The sequence below is a fragment of the Capnocytophaga canis genome (assembly GCF_000827555.1).
Classification (GTDB): domain Bacteria; phylum Bacteroidota; class Bacteroidia; order Flavobacteriales; family Flavobacteriaceae; genus Capnocytophaga; species Capnocytophaga canis.
The window spans coordinates 1-12,956 of sequence record NZ_CDOI01000137.1 but is presented as its reverse complement, the minus strand read 5'-3'; the positions used below and the strand labels follow the sequence as shown (position 1 = coordinate 12,956).

Below are 12,956 nucleotides of genomic sequence, written 5' to 3'. Positions count from 1 at the left end.
TTTGCTGCAATGGGCACTCTCGGCTTGTCTTTTCTGTCCTGACGAGCCCATCCGAAATAAGGCATCACCGCAGTGATGTGACGAGCCGAAGCTCTTTTGGCCGCATCCAACATTAGCAACATTTCCATCAAATTTTCAGAACTTGGGTTGGTTGAACCTATAATGAACACTCGGGTTCCACGTACAGACTCTTCAAATGAAGGTTGAAATTCTCCATCACTAAAACGAGAAATATTTACTTCTCCTAAGTGAGTTCCGTATTTTTCAGCAATTTTTTTTGCTAATTCAACACTTTGTGTACATGCAAAAATCTTAGATTCTGGTACAATATATGCCATAATAGTAAATAGATGTGTTGTACTTTTAATCGTAGTCTCTTTATCGTGGGTGCAAAGGTATGAATTTAAAAATAAACATTGATATTTTTTTTATATTTTTTTTGCACATTTAAAAATCTTGTGTATCTTTGCACCCGAAATGATGAGGAAATAAGCCTGAGTGGCGGAATTGGTAGACGCGCACGACTCAAACTCGTGTTCTTCGGAGTGAGGGTTCGATTCCCTCCTCAGGTACAGTGTTAAAACCTTAATTTGTTGATAAACAACATTTTAAGGTTTTTTTGTTTTTGTAGTTAAAAAAATATTTGAATACATCTAATGTTTTAACTCTAATTATTCTATTACAAATAAAATCAATTAGAAAAAGATGTTAAGTAGACGTAAAAACAAATAAGAAAATGATACTAAAGAAAATTAAAGGAGTAGCACCCGTGTTAGGTTTGAATTGTTTTGTTGCTGAAAATGCTACGATTACAGGAGATGTGGTTTTAGGTAATCAGTGTACTGTTTGGTATAATGCTGTAATTCGAGGTGATGTGAATACCATTCGTTTCGGAGATAAAGTTAATGTACAGGACGGAGCCGTCATTCATGCAACCTATCAAAAATATGCCACAACCATTGGTAACAACGTTTCAATTGGACATAATGCCATCGTTCACGGCTGTACTATTCACGATAACGTACTTATTGGAATGGGAAGTGTTGTTATGGATGGTTGTGTTATTGAAAGCAATAGTATCATAGCAGCAGGAGCAGTAGTTACAGAGCATACTCATGTTGAATCAGGAAGTATTTATGCAGGAGTCCCTGCTCGGAAAATAAAAACGCTTTCGAATGAACAAAAAGAAGGTATTCAAAGAACCGCCGATAACTATGTTAAATACGCTTCTTGGATTGAAGATGTATAACATTGAATCTTACTTTCTTTTATTTACATCATTGTAAATCAAGTATATATTTTATTTTGTTTTAAATACAACAAAATAAAATGTTAAAAATTAACGAAGTTATAAGTAATTATGTAGCTTTGTGTTTAGTTTCTAACAGCATAACACTATGAGCACAAAACAAAACTATAAAAAAGCATTTATATTTGTTACTGCACTATTTTTTCTTTGGGGGTTTTTGACCGTACTAATTGACTCGCTGATTCCTCGATTGCGAGATGTTTTTACCTTGAATTATTTTCAAGCTGGTTTGGTTCAATTTGCTTTTTTCACGGCCTATTTGTTATTGTCGATTCCAGCAGGTATTATTCTGTCGAAAATTGGATATAAACGAGGTATTATCTTAGGATTGTTAACCATGGCAACTGGATGTTTTTTGTTTTATCCAGCAGCATCTGAGCGCATTTTAGGTGTTTTCCTGTTAGCCGTTTTTATTTTGGCAAGTGGTATAACATTTTTACAAGTGGCCGCCAATCCATATGTTTCCATTTTGGGAGATGAATCGGGAGCTTCGAGCCGATTGAACTTGTCTCAAGCCTTTAATTCATTGGGAACAACGATAGCTCCTATTATTGGAGCTGTATTCATCCTAAGTGATCGTGTGAAAACGGAGGAAGAAATTGCCGTACTCTCCAGTGTTGAAAAAGAGGCCTATTATTTGACAGAAGCAGCTTCCGTGCAAACACCGTTTATTTGGATAGCTTCGTGTATCATAATATTAGCAACTGTTTTTGCTTTTGTAAAACTGCCAGAGGTAATTAGTTTGGATGCAAAACGTCACAGTTATGGAGAGTTATTTAAAAAGCGAGGGTTGATGCTTGGAGCAATTGGTATTTTTCTTTACGTAGGTGCAGAAGTAGCAATTGGAAGTTATTTAGTGAATTATTTTATAGATATAAATATCGTTCGTGACATCCTCGAAAATAGCACAATGCGCTCGCTGGTGAGTGGCATGGGAGGACTTTTAGGTAAAGCTGATCTAATTTATGGCGATCCAAAATCCATTGTAGGGATTTTTGTGATGTTCTATTGGGGAGGAGCCATGATTGGACGTTTCATCGGGGCATATCTAACCCAAAAAATAGCTCCATCAAAGGTGTTAATAGCATTCTCGTTGATTGCTATTCTACTGATTCTTATTTCAATAAACACCGACGGATTGCTCTCTATGTGGAGTATTTTAGCGGTTGGTTTATTCAATTCAATTATGTTTCCTACCATTTTCACTTTGGCTTCTGAAGGATTGTCCGATTTACGTCCACAGGCTTCAGGTATTTTGTGTACAATGATTTTTGGAGGGGCTATTATTCCTCCTGTAATTGGCTTTTTCACGGATAACATAGGTTTCAGAATGGCTTTTTTAACCTTAGTAGTTTGCTACGGATACATTTTGTTCTTCGGATATTACAAACGTTACCATGTGGAGTAATTACTTAAAAATCAATTGAAACGAATAAAGTCAGAATATAATTAAGAAAACCTTTTCCACGAGAGAAAAGTCGCTAATCAAAGAGGAGTAATTTTTACTAAATTTTGATAGCTTTATAAAACTGACAATAAATATCTAAGAAATTGACCTGATTTTTATGGAAATAAAAAGCCCTAAACTTTAGTAAAACAAAGTTTAGGGCTTTTGAAGTTTTCATAACTTTACAATGATTCATTACTGTCCTAATATATAGGCGAAAATAAGTGGAGCTACGATAGTTGCGTCCGACTCTACAATGAACTTAGGAGTGTTAATATCTAATTTACCCCATGTAATCTTTTCGTTGGGAACTGCTCCTGAATATGACCCATAACTAGTTGTAGAATCTGAAATCTGACAGAAATATGCCCAGAAAGGTACATCAGTCCACTCCAAATCTTGGTACATCATCGGAACAACGCAAATAGGAAAATCCCCAGCTATCCCTCCTCCGATTTGGAAGAAGCCGACACCTTTTCCTCCTGAATTAGCTCTATACCATTCGGTTAAATACACCATGTACTCAATACCCGACTTGACTGTGGAAGCCTTCAAATTTCCTTTGATAACGTTTGAAGCAAAAATATTTCCTGTAGTAGAATCCTCCCAACCTGGGCAAACAATAGGTAAGTTACGTTCAGCAGCAGCTACAATCCAAGAGTTCTTTGGATCAATTTCGTAATATTGCTCCAATACGCCTGAGTTTACGACTTGATATAAAAACTCGTGTGGAAAATAACGTTCTCCATTCTTTTCTGCCTTGTGCCATACTTCTTCCAAGTGTTTTTGTAAACGACGGAAAGCTTCTTCTTCTGGGATACAGGTGTCAGTTACACGATTGTAATGATTCTCAAGTAAATCCCATTCATCTTGTGGAGTGAGGTCACGGTAGTTAGGTACGCGTTTATAGTGTGAGTGTGCCACTAAATTCATCACATCTTCTTCAAGGTTTGCTCCCGTACAAGAAATAATATCCACTTTCCCCTGACGAATCATTTCAGCGAGAGAAATTCCAAGCTCTGCAGTACTCATGGCTCCAGCAAGTGAAACCAACATTTTCCCGCCTTCCAAAAGGTGCGTTTCGTATCCTTTAGCAGCATCCACCAATGCAGCAGCATTGAAATGCAAAAAATTTTTCTCTATAAATTGAGAAATAGGTCCTTTATTCATTTCGAATCTTTTTTATGTTAGAAAACGCAAAGATAGAACATTTAATTCATATACAGAAATATACACAGGTTATTTTATTGAACTCCAAAAACTTAGGATACAATGATGTGTTTTTATAAAAAAACAGTTTATACAACTAACTGTCAGTTATTTAATATGTTTTTCCTTTTCTATATTGAATTCATAATTAATTTGTATTTTTGCCCGAAATTTTAAAAAGTTTACTATGGAGATTTTTATGATAAGGGCTGCTCAGTTGATTCTGAGTCTTTCGATATTGGTTGTTTTACACGAGTTAGGGCATTTTATTCCTGCCAAGGCTTTCAAAATGCGTGTAGAGAAATTCTATTTGTTCTTTGATGTCAAATTTTCTCTTTTCAAAAAGAAAATTGGCGAGACCATTTATGGTGTTGGTTGGTTGCCTTTGGGAGGATATGTCAAAATCGCAGGAATGATTGACGAAAGTATGGACAAGGAGCAAATGGCTCAACCGCCTCAACCTTGGGAATTTCGTTCTAAACCTGCATGGCAACGACTGATTGTGATGGTTGGTGGGGTTACCATGAATTTGTTGTTAGCTTTTTTCATTTACGCAGCTATTCTGTTTACCTGGGGTGAAAAACAAGTTAAGGAAGACGGACTTACAGGAGGGTTTGCTGTGAGTGAAGTGATGAAAACTTACGGATTCCAAAATGGAGATATCGTCACAGAAGTTAATGGAAATCCTTTAGGAAATTTATTGGACATCAATCGATATGTCTTATTGCGAGATGTTAGCAATTTGAAAGTTAAAGGATTAAATGGTGATGAACGTATGGTTCATTTACCGGATTCTATTGGTAAACAATTGTTTCATGCAGGAGAAATGATGGCATTTCGTCCACGATTGAAGCCTATTGTCGATTCAGTTTTAGTAGGTTTCCCAGCGGAAAAAGCAGGACTTCAAGCAGGAGATAAAATTATCTCTATCAATGATATTTCTGTAACCTATTATAGCGATGTGCAAGACATTATTAAGGTTTTTCCGAAAAAATCAACGATAATTGTGGGTGTGGAACGTAGCGGAAGAAAGGAATTTGTAGAAGTAACGCCTAATGACGAGGGTAAATTAGGTTTTTTTGCTACCCAGTTGGCTAATGTAGAATATACTCACAAAACATATACAGTTGCATCAGCTTTATCGGAAGGGATTTCTTACGGCTATTGGACTCTCCGTGATTATATTTCTCAATTCAAGTTCATATTTACTAAAAAAGGAGCTACTGAAGTGGGTGGATTTGCTGCTATCGGAAAGATGTTTCCTGAAAAATGGAATTGGCATGCTTTCTGGCATACTACAGCATTGCTTTCCATTATGTTAGCCTTTATGAACATTTTGCCAATTCCTGCGTTAGACGGCGGACACGTCATGTTCTTGCTCTATGAGATGGTTACAGGACGCAAACCAAGTGATAAATTCTTGGAATATGCACAAATGGTAGGTTTTTTCATCTTGATAGGCTTACTACTTTTTGCTAATGGAAATGATATCTACAAAGCTATTTTTAAATAGTTTTTTGCATAATCAATCTTAGTTTTATTCATCAAATCCTCGTTTTTAACAAAATAACTAAAAAACGAGGATTTATTTTACTGCGTTCAGATTAGAAAGTATACATCTATCTTTTAAATAATGACACCGTATTATTCCATTTTTTAGGAGCCTTCTTCTTATTGTTATTTTCATACCTACAAAAAACAAAGAGTTTGTTTCTAAGTACAAAATTCCGTCAGTTTTGAGCAGGAATCTTTGGTCTTACGAGGTCAATCTGCGAAATAGCAAAATGATATGTTTTTTGTTACAGAACTTTAATGTATATTTGCGAATAAATTTGTACGTCGACCTTTCGACAATTGTTTAATTAAATAAATCTGTAATTATGAAGAAAATTTTAGTAAGTTTATCCGTTATTGCTCTATCAGGAATAGTTTCCTGTGAGAACGTAAAACAAATTAAGAAAGAAACTCAAAACTCTGTAGAAAATGTTGTTGAAACGCTACAGACAGAGACTGAAAAAGCCGTTGATCAAGTAAAAAAATCAATTTCTGAATTTGAAGTGCCTTCTTTTCAAGACAGTGATTTACAGAAAATGGCTGCAGACTATAAAGCATATTTACTTGAGTTAGAAGAAGCTACCAAAGCGGGAAGTCAAGAAAAAATCGATCAATTAAAAGCAAAGTCGGAGGAATGGGCAAAAAAAATTGAAGAACAAGGAAAGAAAGTTTCGTCCGAAGACCTCAAAAAATGGAGTGAGTGGGCTGAACAATTTGTTCAATAATTGAAATTTAACGAGAGAACTGTCCGAAGAATTCAACTTTTCGGACAGTTTTTATTCTTAATCCTTTTCCTTTCTGTGTAACTCTACAAAACTTTTTTTCTTCTTTCACAGCAATAATTCGGCGTAAATTTTAAACTTCAAAATCCGGACACCTCTTCTGAGTGACATTTTGTCATATTTCTTCCTTTGGCATAATCATTGACTATTAGAAGCTCGAAGCCCAAAGCGGAGCAGTTCCGCCTAAGGTGATAAATAAATGTCGAATTAAAAATAAATTAAGAATATGAGCAAAATTATTGGAATAGACTTAGGAACAACCAACTCGTGTGTTTCTGTAATGGAAGGTAATGACCCTGTGGTAATTACCAATGCCGAAGGTAAAAGAACCACTCCTTCTGTCGTAGCTTTTGTAGAAGGAGGCGAAATAAAAGTAGGAGATGCTGCTAAGCGTCAGGCAGTAACCAATCCTAAGAAAACCGTTTATTCGATTAAGCGTTTTATGGGAAATAAATTCTCTGAATCAGAGAAAGAAGTGGCTCGCGTACCTTACAAAGTAGTAAAAGGCGATAACGATACGCCACGTGTGGATATCGACGGAAGATTGTACACTCCGCAAGAAATTTCAGCAATGATTCTTCAAAAAATGAAAAAAACAGCCGAAGATTTCTTAGGACAAACGGTAACCGAAGCCGTTATCACCGTTCCTGCATATTTTAACGATGCACAGCGTCAAGCAACTAAAGAAGCAGGAGAGATTGCAGGACTTAAAGTTCGTCGTATCATCAACGAGCCTACCGCCGCTGCTTTGGCTTACGGATTGGACAAAAAACACAACGACCAAAAAATCGTGGTATTTGACTTCGGTGGTGGTACGCACGACGTATCTATCTTGGAGTTAGGTGATGGTGTATTCGAAGTACTTGCAACTGACGGAGATACACACCTTGGAGGTGATGATGTAGATGAAAAAATCATCAATTGGTTAGCCGAAGAGTTTCAGGCAGAAGAGCAAATGGATTTGCGTAAAGACCCAATGGCGTTGCAACGTCTTAAAGAAGCTGCGGAAAAAGCCAAAATCGAGCTTTCTTCTTCTACACAAACCGAAATCAACTTGCCATACATTACGGCTACGGCAACAGGTCCGAAACACTTGGTGCGTACCCTTACTCGTGCAAAATTCGAGCAATTGATTGACGATTTGGTAAAAAGAACCATTGAGCCTTGTCGTACTGCCCTTAAAAATGCAGGACTTTCAACAAGCGATATTGACGAAGTGATTTTAGTAGGAGGTTCTACACGTATTCCTGCGGTGCAAGAAGCGGTAGAGAAATTCTTCGGAAAGAAACCAAACAAGAGTGTTAACCCTGATGAAGTGGTAGCTGTTGGTGCGGCTATTCAAGGGGGAGTTTTGACAGGAGATGTAAAAGATGTATTGCTTTTGGACGTAACTCCGCTTTCACTCGGTATCGAAACAATGGGTGGGGTGATGACCAAACTTATCGAAGCCAATACCACCATTCCGACCAAGAAATCACAAGTGTTTTCAACCGCTGCTGACAATCAGCCAAGTGTAGAAATCCACGTATTGCAAGGAGAACGACCAATGGCAAACGATAACAAAACAATAGGACGCTTCCACTTAGATGGCATTCCACCAGCACCGCGTGGCGTTCCTCAAATCGAAGTAACGTTTGACATCGATGCTAACGGAATTATCAAAGTTTCAGCAACCGATAAGGGAACCGGCAAATCGCACGATATCCGAATTGAAGCCTCATCAGGACTTTCACAAGAGGAAATCGAGAAAATGAAACGCGAAGCCGAAGCCAACGCCGAAGCCGACAAAAAAGCCAAAGAAAAAGCCGACAAAATCAACGAGGCAGACTCAATGATATTCCAAACCGAGAAACAACTCAAAGAGTTTGGCGACAAACTTCCGGCAGATAAGAAATCAGGTATCGAATCCGCTTTGGAAGAATTGAAAAAAGCACACCAAAGCCAAGATTTGGGACAAATTCAACCTGCTTTGGACAGAATCAACGAAGCGTGGAAACAAGCCTCCGAAGACCTTTACAAAGCACAACAAGCCCAAAGCGAACCGCAACCTAACACAGGCGGTCAGCAACAACAAAACGGCGACAACGTGCAAGATGTAGATTTTGAAGAAGTGCGGTAAGTTACCGCCGACAACCATAACCCCAACAAATCTGTTGGGGTTTCTTAGCAATCAAAACAAATATGAGATATGAAAATTTTTATTAGTTGGTCTGGTGAGACAAGCCAAAAAATAGCAAGTTTAATAAAGGATTTTATTCCAAAAGTAATCCAATCTGCAAAACCATATTATACACCTGATGACATCGAAAAAGGAATGAAATGGGAAACAGAAATAAATCAGCACTTAGCAAAGTGTACGATGGGACTAATTTGCTTAACAAAAGATAACACTAACAAACCTTGGATACTGTTTGAAGCTGGTGCTCTATCCAATAGATTAGAAAAAGCCAAAGTTTGTCCTATTTTGTTTGGTATTAATAAAGCAGAAGTAACAGGACCATTGTCTACTTTTCAGTTAACAGAATTTACAAGAGATGACTTTTTGAAGCTGATAAAATCTATAAATAATTCATTAGATGAATCTATTGATGAAACAAATTTAATAGAGATATATAATGCTTTTTTCTCCTCATTAGAAAAAGAAATAAAGAATATAATAAGTGAGGGTATGTCAATAAAAAAAGACCCAAAAGCCAAACGTCCGGAAAGAGACATTTTAGAAGAGATTTTATTATTACTTAGGAGACAAGAGAGGAGGATAACATTACTAGAAGAGGAAAGAGAGAAAGTAATACAAAGAAGAAAGTTCAAGGAGACTGAATATACTATGGATAGCTCATTCAAACCAGGAGATAAAGTATATGCTCCAGAGTATGGTATGGGTACCGTAAAAAGAGTAGATGATGGGTTTTTAATGGTAATATTTAGTGAAAAAGGTAAAATCGCTAGAACAGCGATGTTGTCAGAATCTGATTGTATTAAAGTGATTGATTAGTCTTATATCACTAATAAAAATTAGATATAATAACGGATAAGTATATAAAACTATAGAACAAACAATGAATACAATAGAACTTATTACAAAAATACTTATTTTAATTTCTATACTTTTTTCATTTTTCTCAGGTAAATTATTTACGAAGATTATTAATTACACTTTCAATAGGGAAAGAAAAAGGCTGATGCAATTAAAAGAGTTAGACTATTTCATAGATAAATTAGGAAATGATTTTAAAGATAGTTTTATTATTCCTGATTTAAAAGAGCAATATTTCTATTTAAGGACAGGTATAAACACGAATATTACAAGTATTCAAAAGTATATAGACCTTAAAAATAAATTAGGAGGAAATTTTACTTGGAAAAATATAAAAATAGCTAAAGATTATTTTATTTTTAAAAATAACATAATTGCAGTAAATATACCTAAGTGGTTAGTAATTTTGACGTATATTTCTTTGGGAATCATCTTTGCCTTATTTATTATATGCATAGGAATGTTAATTTATTTCTTTGATAGCTTTGCTTTATTTACAAAAGAAATTTGGGTAAAATTTGTTGTAATTGAATTTATAACTTTGACATCGGCGATGTTTTTTTTGCATAATATACACCCAGCACTACAAGCAATTTCAATAAAAAAGAGATTAAGAAATTTGAATTGATTTTTATTTTCATAAAATTAATTATTGACTGCCTCACCTGTGAAACATCAAAATATCAACTGATAGCAATGCATTTCACAAATGAGGCAAGTTTATATCAATTGATAATTATTTGGTTCAGTAGTGAAATACACATATATCAATTGATAATTGTCTATTTCAGCTGTGAAATGAAGATATATCAACTGATAATTGTTAAAAATGGTCTTGAAGTTTGATTATCATAAAATAATACTTAACTTTGTGAGAGTAAATATGTTTAACATTCAAATTTTTACATTATGAACACACTAAAAATGAACGTCCGCATCACTGAAATGGCATATACCGCCAAGCAATTGGTGATGCTCTACAAAAGCGAAACGGCATTGGCTAACGACCCCATACTAAAACCCGTATTCGCACAGATTGAACCCCTCGCCGAAGCCCTTTCACAAGCCATCAAAAGTGATAAAATCCTTTCGGAGGTAGATAAAGCCGATGATGTGCGTGATGAATTGGTGCGTCAGCTCGAAAAATATCTGAAAAGTTATGCTAACATTCCGGTGGAAAACCTTCGCAAATCGGGCGAAAGGCTCTACGCGGTGTTTTCCAAATATGGCGTAAGAATTACTCGCGAAAGCTATGCGGTGGAGTCGGCACATATCGAATCACTACTGAAAGACCTTGCCGAACCTACGCTACAAACCGATATTTCGGCACTCGAAGGAATCGCTTCCACCATCGAAGCCCTTAAAACAGCTCAGGCTGATTTTGACCAAAAGCGTTTAGTCCACGACAAAAACCTCGCAACACAGAGCAAACGTCCTAAATCTGCCGACCTTAAAAAGCAACTTTTAAAGCAAATCAACATCGGACTGATTCCGTACCTAACTTCGGCAAGTTTCGTCAATCCCCAAGCATTTACGCACTTCGCCGACACGGTGGCACAAATAATCAATACCATCAACGCTGCCATCAGTGGTAGAAGCAAGAAAGCATAAAAGAAATACACCTCCGCTACTGAATTAGGTAAATCATATCCAAATAAATTACGGATTAACAATAATGGTAAACAAATAGTGAAACAAACCTCGTCAAATTCACTCTTGGAGCGAGGTTTTATTTTGACTTTTTGAAAATATATTCGTTAAAGGATTGTTTCAATCATTTAGAGACCCTTACAAGAACCGTTTACTTTCTATTTTTTTGTATTAAGATGATTTTTTTTAGAAAATGTGTTTCTGAAAATTGAAATTTGTGTTCTTTTTCATCGTTTTTTCTCAATTTTTTTGAAGCAGTTTTAACCAAACTCTCCTTTTTTTTACGCCTTTTAATGAAAAAAAAGGTAAAAAAGGCTATTTTTTTAAGGAAAACACTCGAAAAATTGACAAAAACATCAAAAAACCATCTGTTTTCTGTTTTTAAATATGTGATTTTCTAAAAAATCGTTTCAAAAATTATTTAAAACCAGTTAGGAAAAGGAAATGGAGGGTCTTGCAAAGGACTCAATCTTTGTAAATTAAAAAGTCATAAGTTTACCAAACTACTTCCTTTAGACTGTAAGCGAATCAATCACTTGAGTTTCTCATTGCTGTGATGCCTGTCGTGGTCGCGTTTGGTTTTTTTCTCCATTTTTCGATCAAAGGCTTCCTGCAGGTCTATGCCTGTTTGGTTTGCCAAACAAAGTACCACAAAAACCACGTCAGCAAGTTCTTCGCCTAAGTCTTTCTGTTTGTCACTTTCTTTTTCGGATTGCTCACCATATCTACGAGCAATGATACGAGCTACCTCGCCTACTTCTTCGGTAAGTTGAGCCATGTTGGTCAGTTCATTAAAATAACGAACTCCATGTTCTTTTATCCAATTATCAACTTCTAATTGTGCGTTTTTTATATTCATTTATGTCAAGGAATAGCGTTCAGAAAACAGAAGATTTCTAAACTATTTTACTACATTTTTTATTACAACACCTCTTCCTGTTCGTTTTTTCCTTCAAGTAAATAGTTGATGACGGTAGCAGCGGCATGTAAACCAAATGCTGCAGGCATATAACTAATGGTTCCATAGAACGATTTTTTGAAATTCGTACCATCTGTTTGTTGCATAGTATCTTTGGAAGCTACTTCGGAGGAATAAACTGCTTTAAAACCAGAGTGGATACCTTCTTTTTTGAGTCGTTTTCGAATGTTTCGTGCCAGGGGACAGTCACGTGTTTTTCGAATATCTGCGACTTTCACTTGGGAAGGATCAAGAGCTCCTCCAGCTCCCATACTGCTAATGAGTTTAATTCTTTTAGCTCGAGCAGAAAGAATTAGGTTTAGCTTTGGGGTAATACTATCGATACAATCTACAACGTAGTCAAAATCGGGGGTAACAACTTCAAAAGCTCTTTCTGGGGACAAAAATTCTGTTAAAACAGTGAGATCCAACTCAGGGTTGATATCTTTTAATCGAGAAGCCAACACCTCAGCCTTAGATTTACCAACGGTACTTTGTAAGGCAGGTAACTGTCGATTGATATTCGTTACATCAAACACATCTCCGTCAATAATGGTCATCTTACCTACACCACTTCGAGCGATAAACTCAGCAGCAAATGAACCTACGCCTCCTAAACCTACAACAAGAATGTTTGCCTTTTTCAGTCGTTCAATTCCCTCGGATTTGACCAAGAGTTCTGTGCGTTCTAACCAATTTTTCATACAATATATACGTATGGTGTATGTTACGCACAGCTAATTTTATTCACTCGGTTGGTATGTCTTCCTCCTTCAAACTGAGTTTCTATGAAAGTTTTTACAATTTCAACAGCTTGTTCAATGGCTGTAAATCGGGCTGGAATACTTACCACATTGGCATCATTGTGCTGACGTGCCAACGCTGCGATTTCCTTTGTCCAACACAATGCACATCGGATTCCCTGATGTTTGTTAGCCGTGATGGCTATTCCGTTGCCACTTCCGCAGATGACAATACCTAAATCAACTTGCTTGGAAGTTACGGCTTTA

Annotated in this window: 13 protein-coding genes and 1 tRNA gene; 9 read left to right on the top strand and 5 right to left on the bottom strand. The window is 36.3% G+C overall.

Going from position 1 to position 12,956, the window contains the following annotated elements:
• Positions 1-338 (bottom strand): ribose-phosphate diphosphokinase (gene prs / locus CCAND38_RS04695; RefSeq protein ID WP_042344084.1); only part of this gene is annotated, 338 nt, incomplete at its 3' end.
• A gap of 154 nt (positions 339-492) precedes the next feature.
• Here prs and CCAND38_RS04690 point away from each other — a divergent pair.
• From CCAND38_RS04690 to CCAND38_RS04680, 3 genes are all read left to right on the top strand, one after another.
• A tRNA-Leu gene (locus CCAND38_RS04690) sits at positions 493-572 on the top strand.
• A 164-nt stretch (positions 573-736) separates the two neighbouring features.
• Positions 737-1,249 carry a gamma carbonic anhydrase family protein gene (locus tag CCAND38_RS04685; RefSeq protein ID WP_042344083.1) on the top strand — a complete coding sequence of 171 codons (513 nt, stop codon included), beginning with the start codon at positions 737-739 and terminating at the stop codon, positions 1,247-1,249.
• Positions 1,250-1,397: 148 nt separating this feature from the next.
• Positions 1,398-2,717: a sugar MFS transporter gene (locus CCAND38_RS04680; protein ID WP_042344082.1), complete on the top strand. Its 1,320-nt coding sequence runs from the start codon at positions 1,398-1,400 to the stop codon at positions 2,715-2,717.
• Positions 2,718-2,951: 234 nt separating this feature from the next.
• Here the strand turns inward: CCAND38_RS04680 and CCAND38_RS04675 are convergent, their stop codons facing one another.
• Positions 2,952-3,926, bottom strand: coding sequence for a deoxyhypusine synthase family protein (locus CCAND38_RS04675; RefSeq protein ID WP_042344081.1), 975 nt, complete (start codon positions 3,924-3,926; stop codon positions 2,952-2,954).
• Positions 3,927-4,152: 226 nt separating this feature from the next.
• Here CCAND38_RS04675 and rseP point away from each other — a divergent pair, with 226 nt between their 5' ends.
• The 6 genes from rseP to CCAND38_RS04645 all read left to right on the top strand — a co-directional run bounded on the left by rseP (position 4,153) and on the right by CCAND38_RS04645 (position 10,949).
• Positions 4,153-5,478 carry an RIP metalloprotease RseP gene (gene rseP / locus CCAND38_RS04670; RefSeq protein ID WP_042005805.1) on the top strand — a complete coding sequence of 442 codons (1,326 nt, stop codon included), beginning with the start codon at positions 4,153-4,155 and terminating at the stop codon, positions 5,476-5,478.
• Positions 5,479-5,845: 367 nt separating this feature from the next.
• Complete coding sequence (locus CCAND38_RS04665) at positions 5,846-6,244, top strand: hypothetical protein (protein ID WP_042005802.1); 399 nt, start codon at positions 5,846-5,848, stop codon at positions 6,242-6,244.
• A 283-nt stretch (positions 6,245-6,527) separates the two neighbouring features.
• Positions 6,528-8,420 (top strand): molecular chaperone DnaK, encoded by a 1,893-nt coding sequence (dnaK, locus tag CCAND38_RS04660; RefSeq protein ID WP_042344080.1) that lies wholly within the window; start codon positions 6,528-6,530, stop codon positions 8,418-8,420.
• A 69-nt stretch (positions 8,421-8,489) separates the two neighbouring features.
• Positions 8,490-9,296 carry a TIR domain-containing protein gene (locus CCAND38_RS04655; RefSeq protein ID WP_052458126.1) on the top strand — a complete coding sequence of 269 codons (807 nt, stop codon included), beginning with the start codon at positions 8,490-8,492 and terminating at the stop codon, positions 9,294-9,296.
• 64 nt (positions 9,297-9,360) lie between these two features.
• Positions 9,361-9,966: a hypothetical protein gene (locus CCAND38_RS04650; RefSeq protein WP_042344079.1), complete on the top strand. Its 606-nt coding sequence runs from the start codon at positions 9,361-9,363 to the stop codon at positions 9,964-9,966.
• A 281-nt stretch (positions 9,967-10,247) separates the two neighbouring features.
• Positions 10,248-10,949 (top strand): DUF6261 family protein, encoded by a 702-nt coding sequence (locus CCAND38_RS04645; RefSeq protein ID WP_042344077.1) that lies wholly within the window; start codon positions 10,248-10,250, stop codon positions 10,947-10,949.
• Between the two features lie 571 nt (positions 10,950-11,520).
• On the opposite strand, the gene CCAND38_RS04640 is transcribed toward CCAND38_RS04645, so the two are convergent.
• From CCAND38_RS04640 to CCAND38_RS04630, 3 genes are all read right to left on the bottom strand, one after another.
• A complete protein-coding gene (locus CCAND38_RS04640) occupies positions 11,521-11,847 on the bottom strand; it encodes a nucleotide pyrophosphohydrolase (RefSeq protein WP_042344076.1) in 327 nt (108 codons plus the stop codon).
• Between the two features lie 62 nt (positions 11,848-11,909).
• The gene (locus CCAND38_RS04635) at positions 11,910-12,650 is read right to left on the bottom strand and encodes a tRNA threonylcarbamoyladenosine dehydratase (RefSeq protein ID WP_042344075.1); all 741 of its coding nucleotides are present in this window, start codon (positions 12,648-12,650) and stop codon (positions 11,910-11,912) included.
• 23 nt (positions 12,651-12,673) lie between these two features.
• Positions 12,674-12,956, bottom strand: a 283-nt coding sequence (locus CCAND38_RS04630; RefSeq protein WP_042344074.1) for an RpiB/LacA/LacB family sugar-phosphate isomerase, incomplete at its 5' end; no start/stop codon positions are given.